This window comes from Komagataeibacter melomenusus (assembly GCF_013155395.1).
GTDB classification, from domain to species: domain Bacteria; phylum Pseudomonadota; class Alphaproteobacteria; order Acetobacterales; family Acetobacteraceae; genus Komagataeibacter; species Komagataeibacter melomenusus.
In genome coordinates this window covers 43441-69114 of the sequence record NZ_JABJWC010000016.1, presented here as the reverse complement: position 1 = coordinate 69114, position 25674 = coordinate 43441, and the positions used below count along the sequence as shown (strand labels likewise).

Sequence of the window (25674 nt, the reverse complement as noted above, 5' to 3'; positions counted from 1 at the left end):
GCAAGCTCAAGGAGTTCAAGCGTATCGCCACGCGGAGCGACAAGACAGACAGATCATTCGCAGCGATGATTTATCTCTCCGCTGCAATCATCAATTCACGATAATTCCCAACAGGCCCTGAAAAAAGGCGGCACCCAAAAACTTTTATTTTTTTATCAACGTTATCTTACCAGCGATAATACACACGTCGCCGGGTATGCCGCCGCGCGTGCTTCGTGGCCGTACGCGCATGGCCAAGTGGCAGCGCCATGCAGTTCTGCTTGACGGATGCTGGCAGCGCGGGGAAGGGATCGACGCCGGTGATACGGGTCAGTTCCGCCACGCTGACATGGCTGCAACCGGGGCTGCGCGCCACATTATGGCAGACATACACGCCCGATTGCTGCCTGCGCGGGTCATAGACCGCCTTCCATGTCGAGGTCGGCACAAGCACGCGGTCCGGCCCGATGGCCGACAGGCTGCTTGCGTGGAAGGCCGGGCCGGTGACCACGTAAAGATTGCCCGTGCGCAGGGCAAGGCCCCGCACGGCGGATTCGATCTCGGCCCAGCGGCCCCGGTTCAGCGCCGCGCGCTGGGGCACGATGTTGGAGAGCGCGAAGGTCTCCTGCTGGCTCTGCCGGTCGGGCATGTCGCCCGAGGGGGCCATATGCCCGCGATCGAAGCCGGAGCGCACGTAATCCTCCAGTTCCGCGCGTGCACCAGGGGCTATGCGCGTGTCGGGGTGGAATTCGCCTTCGCGCGGGGTCTGCATGGCGGCGCGGACCATGGCGGTGTCGAGATGCTCGGCCGCCCAGAGCGGCTCACGCGCCAGGGCGGAATACAGTACGGCAAAGCGGGTGCTGCACAGGATTTGCGTATCGCGCGCCAGTTTCGGGTTATCCACCACGGGCAGGTGCTGGCCTGCGCCGTGTTCCGCGCAGTTCTGGGCCTGCGCCATGCGGCTGGGCAGGCTGGCCAGCATGAGCATGGAAAAAAGCAGCGCGGACCTGGCCCAGCGCGGGCGGAGAAAGGGAAGGGGCACGCTCTGGTGTTATCCATCTGTTCTGGTAAAACGGCTGCCTATCCATGAAACATCTGATGGAGCAGGGCAATGGCTGAACGACCCGATCAAGGCAATCCGCACCCGTCGCAGCGCTTTGTCATGAACCGGCGCGAACTGGCCCCCACCCCGCGCGAGCGCCGGTTGCGGCTGGCGCTGCGCGTGGTGACGGTGCTGCTGCTGGCAGCGGCCCTGATTGATCTGGCGCTTCAGTACATCAGGCACCCCGCCTAGCGCACTGGAATAAAACTGATAAAAGTTTTTGGTAAAGCTTTTTTCAGAAAGCTTTGAAAGAAAACACTTTTTTAAACACAGACAGCAGGCGGTTACCGTGTGCCCGTGCCCGCGTGTGAGGGCGGCGGCAGGTCGGTCTCCGGCGTGGCGCGGCCGAGTGCGATGGTCACGTCCACCGTCTCCTGATTGACCAGCGCATCAAAGCGGGGGTCTATCACCGGGTTGCGGGTGGCGGCTGCCATGTCGCCAAAGCGCAGATGCGCCCAGTCAATCCGTGCATCGGCCGCGCGCGTCATGTCAAAGCCCACCATGGGGTGGCGGGTGCCATCGGGGGCGGTATAAAACCAGTCGAAATGGCAGCTTGCCGGTGCGCCGCGCTGGGTAAACAGCGTATGTACGAAACCCGGCGTCACATCGACCTGCACTGTGTTCATCAGGTAATGGGGGATCTGTTTTTGCAGCGCGGGCGTGACCTGCGTGTTGAACAGTCCGGCCTGAATCATTTCCGGCATGTGGGCCAGAAAAGTTGCCTGATTGATCGACATCTCCACCCGGCAGGGCATGCTTCGGGCAAAACGCGTGTCGATGCCCCAGGCATGGGCCGTGCTCTGCGGCCCCATGATCGGCGCGGGATAGGCCGGTGCCGCATGGCCCTGAACAGGCAGCATGGCTGCGGCAAGACAGGCCCCGGCAGCCTGAAGCAGGCGAGGCAGGCGGTGCGGGTGGGGAAGGCAGGCTGGGCGGAGCAAGGTGGGAGGGGTCCGTATTCAGGGGCAGGAAAACAGTTCTGGCCCCATTCCTGTCATGAAGAGGGGCATCTTGCCAGCCCTGCCCGGCAGGCGGGGTATGCTTCATGGCAGGGTTGCGTATCAAATCTATGTAATTAAAAGCCTGTTTTCTGCAATTATTAAAAATATATCATATATCGTATGTATTGTTCCAGTATCGTTTTGTCATGCTGTAAAAGCAGCCCTTGAAATGCCACAATAATGCTCTTTCTATCCTTGCCAACAAATGCTACAGCATGCGGCAACACGATCGGCACGGCGTTATGGAATTTGACGCAAGTGTCTGTAAAAAAATGTTTTTAGAAGCCGATACGCCGGGCAACCCTTCAATCCGGGCCGCGTTGGCGCGTTACGACAATAGCAAGAAACAGGCCATGACCGGCATGCGGGTTTTCGCCACCAGGGGGGAACCGTACGGCGCGCTGGTGCAAAGGGCCGTGCAGGGCAGGAAGTCATGTTTGATTCAAAGATTATAGAAGTGGATGGCGTGTTCGTGGGGGCGGCCATCATTACCGGGCTGGCCACGTCGCTGCGCTTTTATGCCACGCATGACAGCGTGCGCTCGCTGCATAACGCCATCCTGCCCGACCTTGCGGCGCTGCGGCGCCATGTTACGGCGACCTTCCGCCGCATGGGGCGCGGCAGGCCCTGCCTGCCGGGCGCGTAAGGCATTCCTTGAAAAACAAAGGTTTTGGGTAAGGCTTTTTTCCAAAAATCTGCAAAAAAGGGGGGGCCTGCCTGCAAAGGCGGCACCCCGAACCGTTTAGCGGCTGGTGCGGCGGCCAAGCTGGCTGACATCGCGCACGGCGCCACGGGCCGCGCTGGTGGTCAGCGCGCTATAGGCCTGCAATGCAACCGAGACCGTGCGGGTGCGGTCAGGCTGCCAGGCGCGGTCGCCGCGCTCTTCCATGGCGTCGCGCCGGGCGGCGAGTGTTGCATCGCTGACGGTGGTGCGCAGGATGCGGTTGGGGATGTCGATCTCGATCGTGTCCCCTTCCTCCAGCAGGCCGATAATGCCGCCTTCCGCCGCCTCGGGCGAGATATGGCCGATCGAAAGCCCCGAACTGCCACCCGAGAAGCGGCCATCGGTAATCAGGGCGCATTTCTCGGCCAGGCCCTTGGATTTGAGGTAGCTGGTGGGGTACAGCATTTCCTGCATGCCCGGACCGCCCTTGGGGCCTTCGTAGCGGATCACCACCACGTCGCCCGCCACGATCTTGTTGCCAAGGATGGCCGAGACGGCGGCATCCTGGCTTTCAAAGATGCGGGCTGGGCCGGTGAAGGTGAGCAGGTTGTCCGCAACACCCGCGGTTTTGACGATGGCGCCATCCTCGGCCAGGTTGCCAAACAGCACGGCCAGGCCGCCATCGCGGCTGTAGGCATGTTCCGCATCGCGGATCGCGCCATTCGCCCGATCGGTATCAAGCGCCTTGTAGCGGCTGGACTGCGAGAAGGCCTGCGTGGTGCGCACGCCGCCCGGCGCCGCGCTGAAGAAGGTACGGGCCGCCTCGCTGGCCGTGTCGGTGCCGATATCCCACTGGGCCAGGGCCGCGCCCAGGTCGGCAGCATGCACGCTGGGTGCCTCCATGTTCAGCAGCCCCATGCGGGCCAGTTCACCCATGATGGCGGGAATGCCACCCGCGCGGTGCACGTCCTCCATGTGGATGTCCATGCGCGAGGGCGAGACCTTGCACAGATTGGGCACACGGCGCGAGAGGCGGTCGATATCGGCCATAGTGAAGGGCACCGCGCCCTCGTGCGCTGCGGCGAGCAGGTGCAGCACGGTGTTGGTCGAGCCGCCCATGGCGATATCGACCGTCATGGCGTTCTCGAACGCGGGCTTGGTGGCGATGCCACGCGGCAGGGCGGTGGCATCGTCGTTTTCATACCACCGCCTGGCCAGGGCCACGATGTCGCGGCCCGCGCGCTCGAACAGGTCGCGCCGGTCGGTGTGGGTGGCGACAAGGCTGCCATTGCCCGGCAGGGCCAGGCCGAGTGCCTCGGTCAGGCAGTTCATGGAATTGGCGGTGAACATGCCCGAGCATGAGCCGCAGGTGGGGCAGGCGGAGCGTTCGATCGTGGCCGACTGTTCATCGCTCACATCGGAATTGGCCGCCGCCACCATCGATGTGATGAGGTCAACCTGCTGCTCGGTGCCGTTATTGAGGATCTTGCCCGCTTCCATCGGCCCGCCAGAGACGAAGATGGTGGGGATGTTGAGCCGCATTGCCGCCATGAGCATGCCCGGCGTGATCTTGTCGCAGTTGCTGATGCACACCAGCGCATCGGCGCAGTGGGCGTTGACCATGTATTCCACCGCATCGGCAATCAGTTCGCGCGAGGGCAGGCTGTACAGCATGCCGCCATGGCCCATGGCGATGCCGTCATCCACTGCTATGGTGTTGAACTCGCGGCCAACGCCACCGGCCTCGGCCACGGCGCCCGCCACGAGCTGGCCAAGGTCCTTGAGGTGGACATGGCCGGGCACGAACTGCGTGAACGAATTGGCGATGGCGATGATGGGCTTGCCGAAGTCGCCATCCTTCATGCCGGTTGCACGCCACAGGCTGCGCGCACCGGCCATGTTGCGGCCATGGGTCGTAGTGCGGGAACGATAGGCGGGCATGACAGTGACCTCTCGCGTCAATCTGGTTACAGAAGGGGATAAAGTTGCCTGATCGCATACAGGACGCACGCCCCCCGCGCCACCCCAAAGCGTACCGGCCTGCACCAGCCGTTAACCCGGCGCGTGCAAGGCTGCGGGGAGTGTGGGGGCAACTCCACCGGGCAGCCAGTCGTTCATCTGATGGCTGACCCCCATCTGCACAAGGAGCACAAGCAGCAATGCCTCAACCGGAACCCAAGAACAGCACGCCACGGCACGGCGTGCTGGCGCAGATACGTTTTCCGGTTCTGGGGGTGCTGGCCATTGCGATCATGGCGCTGGTCATCTTCTGGTCATGGGACTGGTTCATTCCCATCGTGGAGCGCAGGGCGGGGGCGGCTCTGGGCCGCAAGGTCACGGTGGCGCACCTGCATGTGCATGTCGGGCGCGTGATCCGTGTCACGGCCGATGGCGTGCGCATTGACGAGCCGGACGGGTTTGAAAAACTGCCGCCCTTCGCCACCGCCGACCACCTGATGGTGGGCCTCAGCCTGTGGCACCTGCTTGGGGGCCGGATCGACCTGCCGGTCATAGCGCTGGACAGGCCGGTGGTTGAACTCAACGCGCCGCGTGGCAGGCAGGCCAACTACCAGTTTCCCGCCAGTGGCGGCAGGTCTTCGGGCGGCATGCCGCGCATTGGCGAACTCACGATCAATGAGGGCCTGCTCCACCTCGTGCATGCGGGCCTGCGCAGCGACATGCGCGCGCAGGTGCATACCACGCCCGGCAAGGGGGATGTGCAGCCCCGCATCGTGGCCGATATCCGCGGCACCTATACCGGGCAGGCGATTGTGGGGCATTTCTCGGGCGGGGCGCTGGTCTCGCTGGCGGACCGGACACAGCCCTACCCGGTGGATGTGGATGTGCGCCACGGGCCGACGCGGCTGACGCTGGTGGGGTCGGTGGATGATCCGCTCTCGTTTCGGGGCGCGCGGCTGCGGCTGACACTGGCGGGACCGGACATGTCGCTGCTCTATCCGCTGACCGGCGTGGTGATACCGCAAACCCCTGCCTACCATGTGGCGGGCGGGCTTGATTACGTCGATGGCCGGGTGCGCTTTCATGAATTCGCGGGCACGGTCGGCGCGAGCGACCTGGGCGGCACGATCAGCGTGGACCCGCACCAGGCCGTGACCTTTGTTGATACCGACCTGCATTCGCGCCATGTGGACCTGGCCGATCTGGGTGGTTTCTTTGGCGCGACTCCGGGCGATCACCCCTCCACCGCGCAGCAGGCGGTAGAGGAAAAGGCCCATGAGGCCAGTGGCGCCGTGCTGCCCACAACGCCGATCAACATGCCCAGGCTCAGGGCCACCAACGTCCATCTCGTCTATCATGGCGACCACATCGAGAACCGGCACGTCCCGCTCGACAATATCGACGTGCTGGCCGATATCCGCGATGGCACGATCGATGTGCACCACCTGAACTTTGGCGTGGGCAGGGGGCAACTGGCCAGCAGTGGCACCTTTGTGCCGCAGGGCAACGGGGTGGATGCGCGCATCCGCATCGACATGGAACAGATCGACCTTGCCCGCCTGATGCAGGCCATGGGCCGCAACCTGCACGGCCAGGGCATTATTGGCGGCCATATCATGGTGCATGGCCATGGCCAGTCGCTGGCCCAGATCGTAGGCAGCGGCAATGGCGGCGTGACCATGGCCCTTGATGAGGGGGGTGACATTTCCGCCATCCTGCCCGACCTGCTGGGGCTGGAACTGGGCAAGGCGCTGCTCTCCGCCCTCGGCCTGCCCGCGCGCACCGACCTCAAATGCCTCATAGCCGACATGCCGCTTGAGAGTGGCGTCTTCCACACCCGCACCATGCTGCTGGAAACGGGGGATACGCGCACCGTGGGCAAGGGCGACATCAAGTTCAGCAACAACACCATCGACTATACGCTGCTCACGCATTCGCGGCATTTCGCCATCGCGTCCTTTCCCGGCCCGCTCTACATCACCGGGCCGCTCAAAAGCCCCAGAATCCGCCCCGGTGCCGAGATTATCGGCCGCGCCGTGGCCTCGGTGCTGACGGGCTTCGTGTTCTCGCCCATCGGGCTGCTGCCCACCATTGAAGGCGGCGTGGGCAAGAATTCATCCTGCGCCAGCGCCATACAGGATGTGAACGAGAACCCGGCCGCAGGCATTGCGCCACATGCCTCGCACCCGGTGCGCCACGGGCGTCATGCGCGCACGCTCGCCTCCTCGGCTGGCAGCAATGGGCTGAGTGCGGCCGAACGCGCGCGGATTCATGCTGCCTGGGCCAAAAAGATGGCAGCGCATTAAAGGATTGTTTGTAATCAATGCATTGATTACGAATGATAAAAGTTTTTGGGTGCCGCCTTTTTTCAACAAGGCGGCGTCTTTTGAAGCTTTTTGAAAAAAGCTTCACCAAAAACTTTTTTCTGTTCGCATACAGTTTCTTGTGCGCGCTTTTCATGTCGTTGCCAGCCCCGCGAATCCCTGCTTGACCGTGCGGAACATTTCGGCAAAAAGGGAAAGCAGCATGGCAGTAGTGCTATAATGCCGGGTTAGCACAGTGGTAGTGCAGCGGTTTTGTAAACCGAAGGCCGGGGGTTCAAATCCCTCACCCGGCACCATTTTCATAAAAAACATGAAAAGTTTTTGGCGAAGCTTTTTGCAAAAAGCTTCGAAAAGACGCTGCCTTTTAAAATAAAGGCAGCGCCCAGGGCCGTTTAGGCAAAAATACGCGCCATCCATTCCTCCACCGTATCGCCGCTGCTGATGGCGGGGTCGATCAGGCCATCGACCATGAAGGTGGGCGAGACGTGAATGCCGTTCTGGCGGGAATATCTGCACTGCCACTTGATGGCTTTCTGCAAGGCGGGCACGGCAAAGGCTGCGGCAAGTTTCAGCCCGCTATAGCGTTCGATGCGGTGGATGATGTCGTTGGGCGTGGCATCCATGTTCGGTCCGGCGCAGTGGTCGGTGAACTCGAATTCCGTGCGGTGCGCGCCCACGGCAGCCATGACGGCACGGGCGGCTTCCCGCCCGTCGGGCAGGGTGGCTGCGGCAAGGATGCAGCGCACGATCACGCCCGAGAACATGTGCCACGGCTGTGATTGCAGGCGGATCTTGATGGTAAGGCGCTCCGGCCCCGCAGCCTTCAGCAGTTCGGGCAGCTTGCTGAAGGCCCGGACGGAAAACGGGCAGGTTGGCTCCAGGAAGGCCTCGAATATTTTCGGGCCATGGCCCCAGACGAGTTGGTCGACATGCAGGGTATCGGCGGGTGCCGCCATGGTGGGAACTCCTTCAGGGGTGGATAAGCCGGTTTCCAGAATTCTAGAAACCATACCCGTTCGCGTGGTTCCATGGGCATGGCCTGCAAAATGCGGCATAAGCATGCGTTTTTCCGTTTCTGTATGATGGTGGCCCATGGCTCGTACCCTTTTGCTCAAGAATACACTGCGTCTGGTGACGATGGATGCCACACGGCGCGAGATCGAAGGCGGCTGGGTGCTTGTGCGTGACCGGCAGGTGGCGGCCATCGGCACGGCCACCGACCCGTTGCCTGCCGCCGATGAGGTGATGGACATGACCGGCCATGTGGTCATGCCCGGCATGGTCAATACCCATCACCACATGTACCAGACGCTGACCCGCGTTATTCCCGCAGCACAGGATGCCTCGCTGTTCGGGTGGCTGCAGGCGCTCTATCCCATCTGGGCGGGGCTGACGCCCGAGATGATCCGCGTTTCCGCCTGCACGGCCATGACCGAACTGCTGTGGTCAGGTTGCACCACGAGCAGCGACCATCTGTACCTGTTCCCCAATGGCGCGCGGCTTGATGATGAGATCGAGGCCGCACGGCAGATGGGCCTGCGCTTTCATGCCGCCCGGGGTGCCATGAGCGTGGGCGAGAGCAAGGGCGGCCTGCCGCCCGATAGCGTGGTGGAGGATGAGGATGCGATCCTGGCCGACACGCAGCGTGTGATCGCGGCCTATCACGACCCCGCACCACTGGCCATGCAGCGCATTGCGGTCGCACCGTGCTCGCCCTTTTCCGTCAGTCGCGACCTCATGCGCAATGCCGCCGCCCTGGCGCGGGCCACCGGTACCATGCTGCACACCCATCTGGCCGAAAACGCCAGTGACATCGCCTATAGCCGCGAAAAATTCAACATGACGCCTGCCGAATATGCCGAGGATACCGGCTGGATCGGCCCCGATGTATGGCATGCGCATTGCGTGCGGCTTGATGATGCGGGCATTCACCGTTTTGGCGCCACCCATACTGGCATGGCGCATTGCCCGTGCTCCAACATGCGCCTAGGCTCGGGCATTGCGCCCGTGCGCCGCATGGTGGCGGCGGGCATGCGGGTGGGGCTGGGGGTGGATGGATCGGCCTCGAATGACGGCAGCCACATGCTGGGCGAGGCCCGGCAGGCCATGCTGCTTGGCCGCCTGGTTGACACACCGGAGGGCCAGCCCATGATGCAGGCGCGCGAAGTGCTGGAACTGGCCACGCGCGGCGGGGCGACCGTGCTGGGGCGTGACGACATCGGCCATCTCGCGCCGGGCATGGCGGCGGATATCGTGGCGTTTGACCTGCGCGGCATCGACCATGCGGGGGCTCAGGCCGATCCGGTGGCGGCCCTTGTGTTCTGCACGCCGCGCCGCACCGCCTGCACCATTGTTAACGGGCGCGTGCTGATCCGTGACGGGCAGTTTACCGACCATGACCCCGCACGGCTGGCCCGGCGGCACAATGAACTGGCGCGCGAACTGCTGCTCAGGGCCTGAATGCGGCCCCGTGGGTCAGGACCGGGGGGTAAGGCTGCGCTGGTAGCGGCGGTAGCCCCTGCGCCCGAGCAGTTTCATGATGGGCAGGCTCAGGTTGAGCAGCCGCATGGAGGCAAGGCAGGCATGGGTGAACAGCTTGTCGAACACGGAACTGAAGCGTTCACGGCTGTGGCCCTCGCAGCATTCAAGGATGCGCTGCGCCGTGACATCGGGTTCCTGCGGCGGATCGATGAAGTTGTAGATCGACCCGCCTGCCGCCATTTCATTGCTGAGCATGGGGGTGTTGACGCTGGCGGGATAGATGGAGGAAACCTGTATGCACCGGGGCCGCAGTTCCTGTTCGAGCGCGCGCGCGAACCCGCGCAGGCCGAATTTGGCCGCCGTATAGACACTGCTGCCCGCCAGCGGAAAAGCCGCCGCCATGGAATTGACAAAAACAATATGCCCCCTGCGCCGCATGATGGGCAGCAGGGCATTGGTCAGTTCGATCGGCGCGGTCAGGTCAACGGCAATCTGGGTGGCAATGGTGGCGCTGTCGAGTGCGCCCACGGCCTGCGGCGTAATGATGCCCGCGCAGTGCACCAGCACATCCACCTGGGGCGTATGGGCGGCAATGTGGGTTACGGCCTGCTTTATGCTCTCGCTATCGGTCAGGTCACATATGACGGTCGTGATGCCGGGGGTCGCTGCCCGTGGATGGCGCGACAGGATGATGATGGCATAGCCCCGCGCGCGCATGCGACGGACCAGCGCCTGCCCGATACCGCCCGTTGCCCCCGTGACAACGGCAACCCGGCCTTCACCTGCGCCGGGTTTTTCGTTTAACGCACTCTTTTCCAATGATCTTCGTACTTCCCTGAGCGCAATGCCTGTTGTCGCGCCTGATACGCGCCAGACCGGATATTCCGCAAGCTGTTTTGTGTCATGCCATGACGAGAGGATATCATCGCAGATTCAATCGTCTTAAACAGATGCAGCGTATCGCGCCCGTTACGCCAAGACCACCATGTCTTTCATAAGTCTGCTCAATCCTGCCATGGCAGGAGCCTGGACGGCCTGACAGAACGACTCAAATACACTCAAGCGGCGTTATCGAATTTTCTGGCAATCTTTTTTTGCCGTATCCATGCGGATGGCGCTCACGCCAATGCAGGGCCGTCGTGACAATGCTGTCAATATCCTGATATTGCGGCTGCCATCCGATCTCTCGCTGGATACGGGAGGAATCGGCCACCAGCGTAGCCGGATCGCCGTGACGGCGGTCTGCCCATTCCCAATGGACCTTGCGGCCGCTCACCCTTTCCACGCTCTGGATAATTTCCAGGTTGCTAAATCCCTTACCATTGCCAAGGTTGTAGGCAACGGATGCATTATCCAGTTGATCGATAACGCGAATATGGGCATCGGCCAGATCGGTTACGTGCACATAGTCCCTGACGCATGTGCCGTCAGGCGTATTGTAATCACTGCCAAATATCTTCAGCAGGGGATTCAGGCCCAGGGCTGTATCAATCGTGAGGGGAATAAGGTGCGTTTCCGGTCGGTGGTCTTCACCCAGGCGGCCAAGTGGATCAGCACCAGCCGCATTGAAATACCGCAGGCAGGCGCTCCGCATGCCATAAATACGGTCTGCCCAGACAAGGGCGCGCTCGGTGACGTATTTGCTATCCCCATAAGGGGAACTCGGATCGATCGCGGCGTTGTCCGGAATCAGCCCGTGATGCGTTTTTCCATTGAACAGTGCGGCAGTGGACGAAAACACAAAGCGCTTGACGCCCTGATGGGCGCAGGCCTCGATCAGGTTGAGAGAGCTGAGCGTGTTCTGGCGCAGATAATGAAAGGGCCGGTTGACGGATTCACTGACAGATGAAAGGGCGGCAAAATGGAATACGACATCCCATTTCTTCTGGCTGACGACCTTTTTCGTAGCCTGTGCGTCCGTTAAATCAGCATTATGAAAGCCGACGCCAGGGGGGATGGCCGCCAGATGCCCGGTGCTGAGGTTATCCAGAACAGTAACTTCGTGTCCTGCTTCCAGTAGGCCAATTATAACGTGGCTACCCACATAGCCTGCACCACCTGCAACAAGACATTTCATTACAGTAATATACTTTCCCAATGAGCAATAATCACTAAACCGGTCTGCTATTATAATGGATAAACATATCCATTGCCAAGGGGTATAGCCAGATTTTTGCGGTATGTCAGGATTATACCCAGTATCGCTAATGCACGCGTGACCGTGTGGTAGCATATCGGCGCGATGATATGTGTCATTTTCTGCTCAACCTCTGGTAGAGGGCTATTTTCGCGGCTTGGGTCAGGACTTTTCATGCTCTCTGAAACATGACGGTCGCTGCGAGTTTGATGACCGAGAAAAAGTATGGTTGAACCGAGCGTATCGCGTTGTGATACGACGCCAGCCCCTGGGGTTCTCGACCCTGTGCCGCTTCCTCTCCGGGCATCTTCGGGTTTTTGCTGATGAAAGGCACGGAGCAATACCGCTCGGGGGAAGAGCATCATGGAAGCTGGGATTATCATACCTTTCATCCATAATCACAGAGCAGGTATCTGGCAGGACTGACGGCAGGATACAGGCACCACAGATGACTGCTCATCTGCCTTTCTGCCAGAGGCATAGCAATAGAGTGCCTCCATTGCCACAGATTGTGCAGTAAGCATTGAATTCAGGCAGCCTTGTGTCTGGCCGATCCTGCGGGCGTCGCTGCTTTTACGCAGCGCGGTTGCAATAAGGCGTGCCTCAAGATGTATGGTGTGGATCATGAGGCATTCATGACCGCGGGCCTGCGTATAGCGAGTGTTGTGGAAATCTTCTCGAAAACGCTAGGCTTGCTCCAATGAATGAACCGGTTGTAGGGATTATCCGAACTCACACCGATGCACTTTTCCGCTTTAGGGCGTTAGGGATCATGTAAATGAGTCCGCTGATGATCCAATGATCACCCTTACGTTGTAACCCCGTATATAGGAATTGGTTGCAGAACTTTTTTCATTCACTACTCAGCACTGGTAGTCTGTTTATTCCCTTTCTCGATAGCATCGTGAAAGTGCATGGAAGTTACTATGTAAATCAGTGTTATTTATATATTACTGAAATAAAATTAGAGCGATAATAAAAAATATTAGTATCGCTCTAATTGTTCTGAAAACTTATGGTGATTTATATATTTTGCACTCGTCTTGGTTAAATTCGCGTGGGGATTTATCCATTATATACACCGTATAGCCACTTTCCATCCGCCCACTTTTGAAAAATGCAACATCACGGGCTTCTTTATTTAATCTATCAACCTGATTTTGATCAGCCGTAAAATAATATATTCTATTAAGCCTAAAATATTTTTTCCCGTTTATGTTTGAAAAAGCTTTCTCTCCATAAAAGTCATTTTCAAACATCATAATTACAGGCACGTTGTTACAGTAATTTATTTTTTCTGCTACATCTAGCACGTAGTCAAGATCATAGTGATGAATGCCAATAGGAGCATATGGAGAGACAATGCCATACCTATTTTGTGATAATAGAAAACGTTTATTCTTTATATAGTAAAATGTAGGTACATTTAAATAGTCGGGAGAATCAAGGATGATACCATCGCGCCATTCCGGATGAGAAAGTATGAATTTAGAAAAGTCTGCCGCAGGACTTTTGGGTTTGTTAGACTCTTCCCAATAACAAAATACCAATCCATTAATGTCCTGGAAAACCAAAAGTATGAAAAAGGATACAGTACCAATCGAAAGCAAACGTTCTTTCTTGAAGCTTAATGCAACGGGCTTGGAATCTGTTTGAGTGCATTTCTCGATCCAGAGGAGCATGATAACAAAAACAAGCCAAAGTGCTTGATGTCGATAACCACCAGGATAAATAAACTGGAAAAATACACCAAATATCACAAGAGAAACATAAGCAGATATCATCCATCCGCGAGAACGTATCAAGCATAATGGCGAGAAGTACATTATTATAGAAAATAATATCTTAGATAAATTTCGCAAAAATATAAGAATAGAACTCTGAATATGCCTTGATTTTTTATTTATTTCTTCAAAATCCTCGTCTGTTGCAAAATGGTCTGTTTTTATAATGTGTGACAAATCCTTGTATTCTTTTTCATAAAAAATTTCTGTAATGAAATCAAATACGGGGGCATAAGAAGAATTGTAAAATTGAGTAGAGATATTGGCAATATTCTTTATATTTTTAATATGCCTGTTGTCTGCATCCAATGAGTTGGCAGATTTTACAAAAGGAGGGTATATGGTAAGAAAACAAATTATAGCTCCGACAAGCATAACGGAGCCATTTAAACATAGTACGCGTAGATCATGGCGTTTATTTATAGATTTTTCCTGAATGACATTGATGAGCCATCCCAGAAAGAATGAAAAACACAAGATAACAGAGTGTACGTTTGTATTTTCTATCAATAATAATATTACACCAGTCCAGGTGTTTCTATACTTTTTATTTGAAAATACTATGGCCAGTATGAACATAAGCAGCATGCTGATGCCATAGTTTCGTGCCATAACAACATATTCATAAAGTGCAAATCCGCTAAATGAAATTACGGCTTTATATTTAAAATCAAATGGCGATTTAAAAATTAAAATATAAATTGCAATTGTGGCTACAATAAAAGATATTAAAGGTAGTACTATATAAGATCCAGATATATAATATCCAAATCTAAGAAATAAGAACCAGATAGATGGATGACCATTCCCATGTATACCATATACGGGATCAGCACCTATGCCATAGACAAGATTAACAACTTCATCAAACCAAAATTTATGATTAAAAATCATGAAGCATACAAATGAAATCCATAATAAAAATAGAATAACACATTTGTTGTAATCGTTTATTTTTTTATTCATGGTTGATTCCTTGTTTGTTTTTATCGTTTCCACAGAAAAGTATTGACATATATTCATACACTTATGTCTATAAAAGACTTTTTGAAAATTGAGATATGCCCGGAAATGGGAAAGTTGGAACCAGATATGGCACGATAGCCTTTCCGCCTTACTGATCCTCACATACCTATGAAATGCCCCATATGATATCGATTTTGAACATTCTACTAATTTTCAAAAAGGCTCCCAGAACAATGACACAACATGCTATATGCTGTTTTCTCGGCTTCGTATCAATCAAATTATGGGTCTATAGAGGTTTCTCATACTGTTCTACCAGAACTGCCAGTGTCTGCGCCATCCGATGACGTGCCCCCAAGACCCTTATCTGGCAACCTGATTCGATGCTCTACCGTCCAGTAGGGAATGTGGGCGCACCGTATCGTAGTCTCCTCGCCAGTTAGCCAGAAACTGGTGGGTATGCGTCAGGGACGTGAACAGTGTCTCGTTAAGGCATTCATCCCTGAGCCGGTCATTGAATTTTTTGACAAACCTGTTCTACTACGATTTCTTCAGGGCAATATAGTGTCATTCGATCTATACCTTGTAGGCTTATTTCAGGATGGCATGGGATGTAAATTCCGTTCTGCTATCACTGATAATAATGAGAGGTCTGCCATATTGCTCTACCAGGGACGTCAGTTCCCGCGCTACACGTCCCGTGTGACAGCGATGTGTCAGCAACTGGCTCGCGGTTCTCTGGGCTGGAATCGTCGATAACGGTCAGAATGCGAAACCGGCAGTCACAGATCAGGGCGTTCGACGCAAAATACAGGCTCCAGTGCTGTACGAGCACCATAGCAGGTCCTTCATTTGTAGAAGGTTGCGTTATGCCCCCGTGTTTGCAGCAAAGATCAGAGACCTCCAGCCCAGATTCTTGTCCTTTGAGGAACCCTATGATCTGCTCTTGCGTAAAGCGACAGTGTTTCATCCGTCCGTATCCTTCGCGATCGGACTTTATTTTGAAATGATTATATTTTCGGGGGCATCATATCGAGCATTGTTTCAATCGCCTTATGCATTTCTGGCGCGTCGCTATCTGATATGATCGACGCACCATACATTTCCAGGGCTTTGTTCATTTCACCTGGCAACACCAGCAAAAGCGCAGGTGCATCGTTCACTCAGATCCCACGCATCGTAAATATATATCCAGATGATGTGGTATTTTTTACGAAATTCGTTTTAGATAAGAAGATTACTTGTTTAATTTAAAATAATCCCTATTTATTTTGTATTCTACTGTGCACTTATATTGTTTTTTGACGGAGGATCTATCTAATTTGTAAATAGAATAGCCTTCTTCCAGAAGAGTACGATTGAATGATGCTACCTTTGTTGTTTCTGCATACAGTCGAGACAGTTGCTTGTTGTCAACATAGAAATCCATGTACTGATAGCGAAATATTGTAGGCTTTTTTATTTCTTCATCATCTATTCTACCATAATTTTTAGATAAGAAGATGATCACACCAGTATTGTTGCAATATGATATTTTTTCAGCATCATCCAGAACGTTATCCAGGCTATTAAAATTGAAAGCACTTAATGAGAATGGGAAGATCAAGGCAAACCTACGTTGTGATATGTAAAAGGTAGGGTTATCCAGATAATAATGTAATGCAGGGATATTAAGATCATTTGTTGATATGATAGCAGAATCTCTCATGGTCGGATCCTTGCTTATAATATTTGCAACTTTATATGAGTTTGAAGTGGGATATCCAAAATACCCTCCAAATATATTCGCAAATGCCGGGAATATCTGCATTGATAGGAGAATGCATAAGCAATAATATCCATATTTGCGAATTTTTATCTGCTTTTCAGTAAAGGTATTCACGCTGTTTCTGGATATCCAGAGCGCAGAAACCATAAATGCCAGCCATAAGGCATGATGGCGGTACATGCCCCAATAACCGAAAACAAAAAAAACATCGAGAACATATAGAGATATCAATGCAGAGATAAATAAAGTTAAGTCGCCATAAACAGAAAAAACGCTCATAAAAATAATAATCGATGTAAATATCGTCAGTATAGACTTTATAATATTGTGCCATAGGTGCTCAATTTTTTCTTTATGAGAAAGAGAGCAGTTTTTTGTTTTTTGTTTTGATGAATATTCTTTCACGCACTCCGGGTAATCTATATAAAGATTCCGTGCGCCATTTATGCGAGGAAGATTATAAGCGTCGTTTATCTGGTCAATTTTGCTTTTAGGATCAGGAATAAGATCAGAATAGGGAGCATATGAAATCGAGTTAAATGCCTTGGATACCAAGAATATTTTTCCTATATTTTCAACTGCAGCTTTCCTGAAATTTTCAGTAGACAAATAGGCAGCCGTATCAAAGGTAGGAAACACCGTTAAAAAACACACCACGAGTCCGATAAAATTGTAAACAGATAATTTTATACAGAATCTCATATTGTTGGTAAGAGAAATCCCCCCTTTTTTTAAGGAACTAATCGTATTTCCAACAACAAAAGACGTAGATATCAAGGCAGATGGTATGTTTGTATTACATAAAAGGAATAGAAGTGGGCCAGTAAGCTTGTGTTTTAATTTTTCATTTGAGTATATAGTTGCGATTATAAACATAAATAACATGCTTATACCGTAGTTTCGGGCCATAACTACGTATTCAAACATGCACATATTGGTGCAGAGGAAGATTAATTTAAATTTCTTGCTGAATGGTGATTTGAACAGAAAAAGATAAACTGAAAGAAACGCAACAGCAAAGGATGCTAGAGGCAGTACCCATACTTTATGAAAAATGGAATATAAGAACCTTAATAATAAAAACCAGACTGCCGGATGGCCATTGCCATGTATGCCGTATATGTCATCTGCACCGATGCCGAATATTAAGTTTATAACTTCATCCATCCAAAAAGGATGTTGACTGATATTAAAAACTGAAAAAGAAGACCAGATGAAAAGAAATATGCAATTCCAAAATAAATCTTTTTTGGAAGAACCTACGTTTTCTTTTATCATGATCATGTCTTTCATTGGCACTCTATATGAAATGAAGCCCACTATATTGATAATAGTGGGCTTCAGTGCACTTCAAAATTAATACCCTAGAGGATATTTATTTTTTCTCTTCGTGGTAATCGTCACCAATGTTGATCTGCCAGATCTTTTCTTTGTCATATTTGCCAGAGATGATCTGATCCGCGGCTTCCTTGGCCGTCAGCATCGAGTGATCCTGGTTGTTGTATCGATGCATGCCGTTCCGCCCGATCAGGAACAGGTTGTCAACCGCATCCAGCGCCTCACGAACAGCACCAAAGGACTTGTAGGATTCCCCGAAATAACCCGGATAGGCCTTGGGAACATGCACCACGATGCTGTCCTGAGCCTTGGCAGCGGAAACGAGGCCAATCTTCTTCATTTCAAAGCAGGCCAGGTCAATCATGTCCTGATCCTTGAGTTCCCACAGCCTGTCGCCTTCCTTGCAGAAGAATTCCAGACCCAGCCACACCGTTCCCGGCTTCTTGACCAGATACGGGCTCCAGTTATTGAAAATCTGGACACGGCCCACATTCACGCCCGGCTCCTGGATATAAATCCAGTTATCCTTGAGCTGGCGCGGCATGTCGGACTCATTGTACAGCAGGCCAACGGTAATGAAGTCGCGATATTGCAGATCCTGCGCAACCTTGCGGATGGTCTCGGGCCAGTAACTTGCTGATGCCTGAACCAGATCCTTGACCGGCATGGTCGAAACCATGACATCGCAGGGAACGGTTTCCTGCTTCTTCTCCTTGTCGATCACATCAACGGACACGACCTTCTGGTCCTTGATGTTGATGCCGGTAACCTGCTGCTCCATCATGATCTTGCCACCCAGGGCCTCGATCTCGCGGGCAACAACTTCCCACATCTGGCCTGGGCCAAATTTGGGGTAGATGAACTGTTCGATCAGCGATGTCTGGACCTTCTTGCCTTTTTCCAGGCCCAGTGCGGTCTTGGCGGCATGTATGAGGGCACTGACAATGGACAGGCTCTTGACGCGCTGCGCACCCCAGTCCGCACTGATGCTCGAACACGGAACACCCCAGACTTTCTCAGTGTATTCCTTGAAGAATTGCAGATACAGCTTACGCCCGAAACGGTTGATGAAAAAATCCTCAAGCGTCAGTTCCGGCGTGATCTTGTGCAGGTGCGACCAGACATAGCTCAGGCCAAACAGGACCGTTTTCTTAAGGCCCAGCTTGGCCAGATTTTCAGGCGTCAGTTTGAGAGGGTAGTCGAAAAACGACTGGTTATAATAAATGCGCGAAAGGCGCGAACGAACCAGCATGATATCATCGGCAGAAGCGCTGCCCGGATTCTGCACGACATGGCTCCGCTCCTTGCCCTGATATTTCAGGGAAAGCGATTGCCCGGGGGAAGCGACGACCGGCAGGAAATTCTCCCACCACGACATCACCCATTCGGATTTGGAGAAAAACCGGTGACCACCGATGTCGATACGGTTGCCGTTATGATTGACAGTTTTGGAGATGCCACCGACCTGCGTATCGGATTCATACACAACAACGTTTTTGTATCCGGCTTTCAAAAGCTCATAGGCAAGCGTCAGGCCTGCGGGGCCTGCACCGACAACAACAACTTTTTCGTCCTGCTTCATAACTTCTTCGTCTTTCCATCACGTTATAATTTAAAAAAGGATGATTTTCCTGACAACAAAATTGAATATAAATGTCAATATGCTGGCGAATACCCGGGTTATTTCTGGTTGGAACCCCTCTAGATTGATACCAACCCATAGAGTCAACTCACACAGAAGCAACCCGCATATGCCAATGATAAGGAAAAGAAAAAATTCTTTATTCTGGTGTGTTTTCATCCTGCGCGATTTGAAAACCCAGAATATGCTACCCAGGTAGGCGGTGATGGAACCTAGAATGAATCCCAAACCAGCAGCATACGCCCAATGGATACCTAGAAAATGGATCGCGAAACTGAAGGAGCCGATATCGATACCCAGCGAAAACACTGAGCAAAGGAAATATCGTATGAATTCTCCTATATCCCGGGATATTTCTTCTTTTTCTGTATGGCAGGTATCCAACGTCGCCATGCTATAGTTCACGTTCTAATTTACGGAACAATTTTATCACCTCTCGATAGATAACGCTGAACCCGCAATTAACACACATGCCCTATAAAAAAAAGATATTCCATTCCCCGTGATATTATGGGGAGCGCCATCGCATTGTAGAGATGCGATAAGAGAACTTCCAACTATTTCAAGGTATTATTATGGCGGAGAGAGTGGGATTCGAACCCACGGTACGCTATTAACGTACACACGCTTTCCAAGCGTGCGCCTTAAGCCGCTCGGCCATCTCTCCAGCCGTATCGAAGACTGGCCACGCCCGTGGGGTGGCCGTATCCGATGGGTGCGGAACATATCACCAAATTCCGTCCGCGCAAGGGAAAAACGGCATGCCCTGACCGTCTGCCGCAATTCGGCGCGGCAGGCGGTCGGGGCAGGGGTTACTGGTCCATCTTGAGGGCGGCGAGGAAGGCGCTCTGCGGGATCTCGACCTTGCCGAACTGGCGCATGCGCTTTTTGCCTTCCTTCTGCTTTTCCAGCAGCTTGCGCTTGCGCGAGATGTCACCGCCATAGCATTTGGCGGTCACATCCTTCGACATGGCGCCAATGGTCTCGCGCGCGATGATGCGGCTGCCAATGGCGGCCTGCACCGCGATCTTGAACAACTGACGCGGAATCAGTTCCTTGAGCTTGGCGCAGATGGAGCGCCCGCGCGTCTCGGCGGCCGAGCGGTGGGCGATGAAGGACAGCGCATCCACCGGCTCCTGGTTGACAAGGATGGAAATGCGCACGAGGTCGCTCTCCTCATAACCATCCATCTGGTAGTCAAAGCTGGCATAGCCGCGGGTGACGGATTTCAGGCGGTCATAGAAGTCGAACACCACCTCGTTGAGCGGCAGGCGATAGACCGCCATGGCGCGGTTGCCCACATAGGTCAGGTCCTCCTGCACGCCGCGCCGTTCGCTGCACAGGGTCAGCACCGCACCCAGATATTCATCGGGCACCATGATGGTGGCCTTGATCCACGGCTCCTCGATCTTCTCGATCAGCGACAGGTCGGGCATGTCGGCGGGGTTGTGCAGTTCCGCCGTCTCGCCGTTGGTCAACTGCATCTTGTAGACCACCGAAGGCGCGGTCGCGATCAGGTCGAGGTCGAATTCGCGGCTCAGCCGCTCCTGGATGATCTCGAGGTGCAGCAGGCCAAGGAACCCGCAGCGGAAGCCAAAGCCAAGGGCGGCGGATGTCTCGGCCTCGTAATGGAAGGAGGCATCATTGAGCCGCAGCTTGGCCAGGCTGTCGCGCAGCTTTTCAAAATCATCGGCTACGATGGGGTACATGCCGCACCACACCACCGGGATGGAAGGCTTGAAGCCTGCCAGCGGGGTCTCGGCGGGGCGGCGGTCATCGGTAATGGTGTCGCCTACATTGGTGTCGGCCACGGTCTTGATGGCGGCATTGATGTAGCCGATCTCGCCCGGGCCAAGCTCGGCCACGTTGGTCATGCGCGGCGCGAACACGCCCACCTGGTCCACAAGATGCACCACGCCAGAGGACATCATGCGGATGCGCATGCCGCGCTTGAGCCGGCCTTCCTTCACGCGCACCAGCGTGATGACGCCCAGGTACGGGTCGTACCAGCTATCAACCAGCAGGGCCTTGAGCGGGGCTTCGGCGTCACCCGTGGGGGGCGGCAGGCGCTTGACGAGGGCTTCGAGCACGGCCTCGATGTTCAGCCCGGTCTTGGCCGAGACCTCGACGGCATCCTCGGCGTCGATGCCGACCACTTCCTCGATCTGCTCCTTGACGCGCGGGCAGTCGGCGGCGGGCAGGTCAACCTTGTTGAGCACCGGCACGATCTCGTGATTGGCGTCAATGGCCTGGTACACGTTGGCCAGGGTCTGCGCCTCCACCCCCTGCGAGGCATCGACGACGAGCAGCGAGCCCTCGCATGCTGCGAGCGAGCGGCTGACCTCATAGGCAAAGTCGACATGGCCCGGCGTGTCCATGAGGTTGAGCACGTAGGTCTTGCCATCTTCCGCCGGGTAGGTCAGGCGGACGGTCTGGGCCTTGATGGTGATGCCGCGTTCACGTTCCAGATCCATGTTGTCCAGAACCTGATTGGTCATTTCCCGCTGTGTCAGCGCGCCGCAGGCCTGGATCAGGCGGTCGGCCAGGGTCGATTTGCCATGGTCGATATGCGCGATGATCGAGAAATTGCGGATCAGGGAGAGGGGCGTGTCGGTCATGGGCGAGACATAGTGTAAAATTGCATGAAAGTCAGCCGCTACCTGTCATGCCAGGCAGGAAAATATCGGGGTCGGGCTGCGCGTGGGCCTACATGCACGCCATCGTGATGCGATGGATGCGCGTGGTGCCATCGAGAATGATTTCCTGCCCGTCAATGGCACCGAGGCCGCGGATGCGCACGAGTTCATGCAGCGGGGCGGTGACAGGCGCATCATGCCAGCGCTCGACCACATGCCCGCAGCAGGCCATGCCCTGCGCGGTATGGAGCAGCACGCGATCGCCCACGCGTATGGCCGCCGTGGGCGAGATGATGAGCGTGCCATTCTTGCGGAAAATCGGCTCCATTGCATCACTATCGATGTGCACGGCATAGGAATGATGGTCCGCCATGCCGTGATAGTCCCATTTCTCCCACCGTTCGCCATCGGGCAGGCCGGTTTCATCAAAGAGTTCGGGGTGGGCGAGTTGCGAGAACAGGGCAATCTTGAGGTGGGAATGGTGCACCTTGCTACTTGTCTCGGGGTCGCCATGGCCCGCGAGCAGGCGGCTGAACCCCTCGAAGGATATGCCGGTGGCGCTGAGCGTGCGGGCAAGGCTTTCGGTGCCCGGCCAGCGCGGGCGGCCCGAGGGGGTGATCCGCTTGGAGGGGTTGAAGGTGGTGCTGTCCAGCCCCGCCGCCCGCGCCAGGCCTGAAGGGGTCAGTCCGCGCTCGGCGGCCAGGCGGTCGATTGCGCGCCAGATGTCGGCATGGGTGATCATGGGGCCAGTTTCAGTATTTCGGTCCGGTGGCGGGCCTGCCCCTGCTCGGTCATGGTGAAGCGGGTCCCGTCCTGCGCATGCGCCAGGCCCATGCCCGTGAGCCTGCGCAGGCAGGGGTCATCGCGCAGGCCGGCCGGGCGTCCGTTTCCACCACTCAGCTTCAGCCGGTGCAGGGCCGAGCGGCAGCAGGTTTCAAGGTATGGTTCATTCCACATCGCGGCTGGGACCATCGCAGGCAGGCGGCCGCACTGCCGCCGGGTGGGGCAGGTGCAACCAGGTTCAGGATTTATGGTTCGGAATAGATATGTGTTTATGTGTCACATAGTGCCATTATCGCAGGCTGTCTACCATGGGCATCAGGCTCACCTGCGTTGGCAGGGCAGGTGGCATGTGCTGCATGCGCTACGCTTTCAGCGCCTGATTACTATATTCAGGAGCGATGACAGTGCATTGTCATGTTTCTGACCGGAATCTGACATATGTTTCTGTAAAGTTTCAGGTAGAAACCATTTTGTGCAGGGCTCTGTTTATGAAGTTTCGTGAATATATGCTTGTTCTGGCCGTTGTCGCAGCAGGCACGGGCGTTTCCATGACGGCGCGCGCCGCTGATTGCGATAATGGCCAGAGCACCTCCAAATGGGATGTGCTCGGTCGCGTGGCGCAGGCCGGTGACTGCGCCAACACCCGCCTGCAGGACCGTGAGCAGGCGTGGAAGGACAAGCAGCAGAACATGGAGCAGGGCTATCAGGACCGCAAGGATGCGCTGCGCCAGGACACGGTGGGCCGGTGGGACAGTGCAAAGCAGAACCTGAGCGATGACCGCGATCGCGTGGACCAGAAGATCCAGAACGGCCGGGACCGGCTTGATGCGATTCGCAACGCGCCAAAGAACCGCCTCGACAAGCTGCGTGACGCTGGCAGCGAGGAACGCCAGCGCTGGGATAACCTGAAAAGCCAGACCGGCTCCGATGTGAGTAGCCTGTTCGGGGGCAATAGCCAGAACAGCCAGTAAAGAATTGTTTGCGAATGGGTTTTAAGAGACTGTTTGAAAACAAATCATTGATAAAAATAATAAAAGTTTTTGGGTGCCGCCTTTTTTCAAAAAGGCGGCATTTTTTGTACCTTTCCAGCACAAGCGTTGCCGCAACGGCTCTGATTCTTGCGGTGTTTTTCAGAATGGACTGTTTTTATGATTTTTTTTGGAAAGCGGCGTACGCGGCATTGGGGCTGAAAGCGCATGGTCCCGGCAGCGGAAAAGGCGGAACGGGATGGGCCGCATGAAAGATGGCCCTGTTTCACGACCTTGAAACGCAACATGCCCGGACAATGCCGGGCATGAAGGATAACGGAAGAAAGGTGCCTGGCGCTTACGGGCGCGGCGGGCGCTTGCGCGATGAAGCCGCCCCGCGCGGCCCCCCGCCAAACCCGCCACCGGGGCGACCGCCACCACCACCGGGCTTGCGGGCGAAGGGGCGCCCACCGCGCGGCGGCCCACTGCGGCGCGGGCCTGCGCCGCCGGGCGGGGCCGCGGCAGGCGAGATCTGCACTTCGTCATTCTCGATCGCGGCGATGCACGAGCGGAACTTCTCGGTCGATTCCGGCGTGATCTCGAACAGCGTCTGGCTGTCATTGATGCGGATGGCGCCGATATCCGCCTTGCGCACGCCACCAAGGCGGCAGATCAGCGGGATCAGCCATTTCGGGTCGGCCTTTTCCTGTCGGCCCACGTTCATGGCAAACCAGGCACCCGGCTCGCCGCTGCCATAGCTCTCGCGCGGGGGGCGGGCGCCATCGCGCTCGGGGCGCTCACGCACGGGGCGCGGGGCATCGGGCGTGATGTGGCGCACGTTCTCCGGCGCGGGCAGGCGGGCGCGATACATCTGCAGAAGCGCCGCGGCAAGCTGCTCGCTCGTGCGGCCTTCCACCAACTGGCCCACCAGTTCGGCATCAGCTTCCGCCACGTCCTGGTTCAGCACGGGGTCAGCCAGCAGGCGCTTGGCGTCATTGGCACGGATCTCGGCTGCCGTCGGCACGCCGGACCACGTGGCGGTGATCTTGGCACCCTGCATCAGGCGCTCGGCGCGGCGGCGCTGCGACATGGGCACCATCAGCACGCACACGCCCTTGCGGCCTGCGCGGCCGGTGCGGCCCGAGCGATGCAGCAGGGTGGCGGGGTCGGTCGGCAGGGTGGCATGCACCACCAGCGCCAGCGCGGGGATGTCGATGCCACGGGCGGCCACGTCGGTGGCCACGCACACATTGGCCTGGCCCTTGCGCAGGCTGTCGATGGCGCGCGTGCGCTCGTTCTGCCCCAGCTCGCCCGAAAGGGCGACCGAGGAGAAGCCGCGCTCGACCAGGGCCGCCTGCATGTGGCGCACCATCTCGCGCGTGGCGCAGAACACCATGGTGGTCTGGCTGTCGGTATAGCGCAGCACGTTGACCACGGCGGGGATCAGTTCGCGCGCATCGGCCACCACGGCGCGGTATTCGATGTCGGCATGCTGCTTGGCGCCAGACAGCGTATCGATGCGCACGGCATCATTCTGGTAGCGGCGCGCCAGTGATGCGATTTCCTTGGCGATGGTGGCCGAGAACAGCAGCGTGCGGCGGGTCTTGGGCATGGCGTCGAGCAACTGCTCGAGTTCATCGCGGAAGCCGAGGTCCAGCATCTCGTCGGCTTCATCCAGCACGACCACGCGCAGGTCCGACATGTCCAGCCGGCCACGGGACTGGTGATCGCACAGCCGTCCCGGCGTGCCGACCACGATATGCGCCCCCATCTGGAGCGCGCGCGCCTCGCGCCTTGCGTCCATGCCGCCAATGCACGACACGATGCGCCCGCCTGCCGGGGCGTACAGCCACGTCAGTTCACGCGTGACCTGCATGGCCAGTTCGCGCGTTGGTGCGATGATGACCGCCAGCGGCGGCCCCGCGGGGCCAAAATGCTCCGCGCCGCCAAGCAGGGTGTCAGCCATGGCGAGGCCGAAGGCGACGGTCTTGCCCGAGCCGGTCTGGGCGGAGACGAGGAGGTCACGCCCCTCGGCTGCGACATCCAGGACCGCTTTCTGGACGGGAGTCGGGTTATCATACCCACGCTCGTCCAGCGCGCGTTGCAGGGCGGGGTGGGTTTCGGGAAACGGCATGTATCGGG

Annotated in this window: 21 protein-coding genes, 2 tRNA genes and 2 pseudogenes; 8 read left to right on the top strand and 17 right to left on the bottom strand. The window is 55.9% G+C overall.

Annotated features, from left to right (window positions below):
- A pseudogene (locus tag HNW77_RS17710) lies at positions 1 to 104 on the top strand (IS5/IS1182 family transposase); the annotation flags it as partial.
- Positions 105 to 166: 62 nt separating this feature from the next.
- On the opposite strand, the gene HNW77_RS08310 reads toward HNW77_RS17710, so the two are convergent.
- Complete coding sequence (locus tag HNW77_RS08310) at positions 167 to 967, bottom strand: DNA/RNA non-specific endonuclease (RefSeq protein WP_172156829.1); 801 nt, start codon at positions 965 to 967, stop codon at positions 167 to 169.
- Between the two features lie 123 nt (positions 968 to 1090).
- On the opposite strand from HNW77_RS08310, the gene HNW77_RS08305 reads away from it, so the two are divergent.
- A complete protein-coding gene (locus HNW77_RS08305) occupies positions 1091 to 1273 on the top strand; it encodes a hypothetical protein (RefSeq protein ID WP_172156817.1) in 183 nt (60 codons plus the stop codon).
- A 92-nt stretch (positions 1274 to 1365) separates the two neighbouring features.
- Here HNW77_RS08305 and HNW77_RS08300 read toward each other — a convergent pair whose 3' ends face one another.
- Positions 1366 to 2022: a hypothetical protein gene (locus tag HNW77_RS08300; protein ID WP_241694362.1), complete on the bottom strand. Its 657-nt coding sequence runs from the start codon at positions 2020 to 2022 to the stop codon at positions 1366 to 1368.
- 493 nt (positions 2023 to 2515) lie between these two features.
- On the opposite strand from HNW77_RS08300, the gene HNW77_RS08295 reads away from it, so the two are divergent.
- Positions 2516 to 2728: a hypothetical protein gene (locus HNW77_RS08295; protein WP_172156816.1), complete on the top strand. Its 213-nt coding sequence runs from the start codon at positions 2516 to 2518 to the stop codon at positions 2726 to 2728.
- A gap of 96 nt (positions 2729 to 2824) precedes the next feature.
- On the opposite strand, the gene ilvD is transcribed toward HNW77_RS08295, so the two are convergent.
- The gene (gene ilvD, locus HNW77_RS08290; protein WP_172156815.1) at positions 2825 to 4687 is read right to left on the bottom strand and encodes a dihydroxy-acid dehydratase; all 1863 of its coding nucleotides are present in this window, start codon (positions 4685 to 4687) and stop codon (positions 2825 to 2827) included.
- Positions 4688 to 4905: 218 nt separating this feature from the next.
- Here ilvD and HNW77_RS08285 point away from each other — a divergent pair, with 218 nt between their 5' ends.
- Both HNW77_RS08285 and HNW77_RS08280 read left to right on the top strand, forming a co-directional pair.
- Positions 4906 to 7011, top strand: a complete 2106-nt coding sequence (locus HNW77_RS08285; RefSeq protein ID WP_172156814.1) for an AsmA family protein — start codon at positions 4906 to 4908, stop codon at positions 7009 to 7011.
- A gap of 239 nt (positions 7012 to 7250) precedes the next feature.
- Positions 7251 to 7325, top strand: a tRNA-Thr gene (locus HNW77_RS08280).
- Between the two features lie 96 nt (positions 7326 to 7421).
- Here HNW77_RS08280 and HNW77_RS08275 read toward each other — a convergent pair.
- The gene (locus HNW77_RS08275) at positions 7422 to 7985 is read right to left on the bottom strand and encodes a DsbA family protein (RefSeq protein WP_172156813.1); all 564 of its coding nucleotides are present in this window, start codon (positions 7983 to 7985) and stop codon (positions 7422 to 7424) included.
- A 136-nt stretch (positions 7986 to 8121) separates the two neighbouring features.
- Between HNW77_RS08275 and HNW77_RS08270 the strand changes: the two genes are divergently transcribed.
- Positions 8122 to 9489, top strand: a complete 1368-nt coding sequence (locus tag HNW77_RS08270) for an 8-oxoguanine deaminase (RefSeq protein WP_172156812.1) — start codon at positions 8122 to 8124, stop codon at positions 9487 to 9489.
- A gap of 15 nt (positions 9490 to 9504) precedes the next feature.
- Here HNW77_RS08270 and HNW77_RS08265 read toward each other — a convergent pair whose 3' ends face one another.
- The 12 genes and pseudogenes from HNW77_RS08265 to HNW77_RS08210 form a co-directional block, all read right to left on the bottom strand.
- Complete coding sequence (locus tag HNW77_RS08265; protein ID WP_172156810.1) at positions 9505 to 10329, bottom strand: SDR family NAD(P)-dependent oxidoreductase; 825 nt, start codon at positions 10327 to 10329, stop codon at positions 9505 to 9507.
- A 229-nt stretch (positions 10330 to 10558) separates the two neighbouring features.
- Positions 10559 to 11587 (bottom strand): UDP-glucose 4-epimerase GalE, encoded by a 1029-nt coding sequence (galE, locus tag HNW77_RS08260; RefSeq protein ID WP_172156808.1) that lies wholly within the window; start codon positions 11585 to 11587, stop codon positions 10559 to 10561.
- A 1073-nt stretch (positions 11588 to 12660) separates the two neighbouring features.
- On the bottom strand, positions 12661 to 14397 hold the full coding sequence (locus HNW77_RS08255; RefSeq protein ID WP_172156806.1) for a hypothetical protein: 1737 nt from the start codon (positions 14395 to 14397) through the stop codon (positions 12661 to 12663).
- A gap of 363 nt (positions 14398 to 14760) precedes the next feature.
- Positions 14761 to 14922, bottom strand: a pseudogene (locus tag HNW77_RS18155) (integrase core domain-containing protein); the annotation flags it as partial.
- 485 nt (positions 14923 to 15407) lie between these two features.
- The gene (locus HNW77_RS08245) at positions 15408 to 15560 is read right to left on the bottom strand and encodes a hypothetical protein (RefSeq protein ID WP_172156804.1); all 153 of its coding nucleotides are present in this window, start codon (positions 15558 to 15560) and stop codon (positions 15408 to 15410) included.
- Between the two features lie 74 nt (positions 15561 to 15634).
- On the bottom strand, positions 15635 to 17458 hold the full coding sequence (locus tag HNW77_RS08240) for a hypothetical protein (RefSeq protein WP_172156802.1): 1824 nt from the start codon (positions 17456 to 17458) through the stop codon (positions 15635 to 15637).
- 82 nt (positions 17459 to 17540) lie between these two features.
- Positions 17541 to 19085 carry an NAD(P)/FAD-dependent oxidoreductase gene (locus tag HNW77_RS08235; protein ID WP_172156800.1) on the bottom strand — a complete coding sequence of 515 codons (1545 nt, stop codon included), beginning with the start codon at positions 19083 to 19085 and terminating at the stop codon, positions 17541 to 17543.
- 30 nt (positions 19086 to 19115) lie between these two features.
- On the bottom strand, positions 19116 to 19538 hold the full coding sequence (locus HNW77_RS18150) for a GtrA family protein (protein WP_172156798.1): 423 nt from the start codon (positions 19536 to 19538) through the stop codon (positions 19116 to 19118).
- A gap of 183 nt (positions 19539 to 19721) precedes the next feature.
- Positions 19722 to 19812 (bottom strand) — tRNA-Ser (locus HNW77_RS08225).
- 145 nt (positions 19813 to 19957) lie between these two features.
- A complete protein-coding gene (gene lepA, locus HNW77_RS08220) occupies positions 19958 to 21763 on the bottom strand; it encodes a translation elongation factor 4 (protein WP_130732420.1) in 1806 nt (601 codons plus the stop codon).
- Between the two features lie 88 nt (positions 21764 to 21851).
- Positions 21852 to 22523, bottom strand: a complete 672-nt coding sequence (locus HNW77_RS08215) for a helix-turn-helix transcriptional regulator (protein WP_172156796.1) — start codon at positions 22521 to 22523, stop codon at positions 21852 to 21854.
- Positions 22520 to 22738: a hypothetical protein gene (locus tag HNW77_RS08210; RefSeq protein ID WP_172156794.1), complete on the bottom strand. Its 219-nt coding sequence runs from the start codon at positions 22736 to 22738 to the stop codon at positions 22520 to 22522. Before HNW77_RS08210 ends, HNW77_RS08215 begins: the two co-directional genes overlap by 4 nt.
- Before the next feature lie 314 nt (positions 22739 to 23052).
- Between HNW77_RS08210 and HNW77_RS08205 the strand changes: the two genes are divergently transcribed.
- A complete protein-coding gene (locus tag HNW77_RS08205; RefSeq protein WP_172156792.1) occupies positions 23053 to 23535 on the top strand; it encodes a hypothetical protein in 483 nt (160 codons plus the stop codon).
- 14 nt (positions 23536 to 23549) lie between these two features.
- Positions 23550 to 23804: a hypothetical protein gene (locus HNW77_RS08200; RefSeq protein ID WP_172156790.1), complete on the top strand. Its 255-nt coding sequence runs from the start codon at positions 23550 to 23552 to the stop codon at positions 23802 to 23804.
- Between the two features lie 86 nt (positions 23805 to 23890).
- On the opposite strand, the gene HNW77_RS08195 is transcribed toward HNW77_RS08200, so the two are convergent.
- Positions 23891 to 25666 carry a DEAD/DEAH box helicase gene (locus HNW77_RS08195; protein ID WP_172156788.1) on the bottom strand — a complete coding sequence of 592 codons (1776 nt, stop codon included), beginning with the start codon at positions 25664 to 25666 and terminating at the stop codon, positions 23891 to 23893.
- Positions 25667 to 25674: the final 8 nt, after the last annotated feature.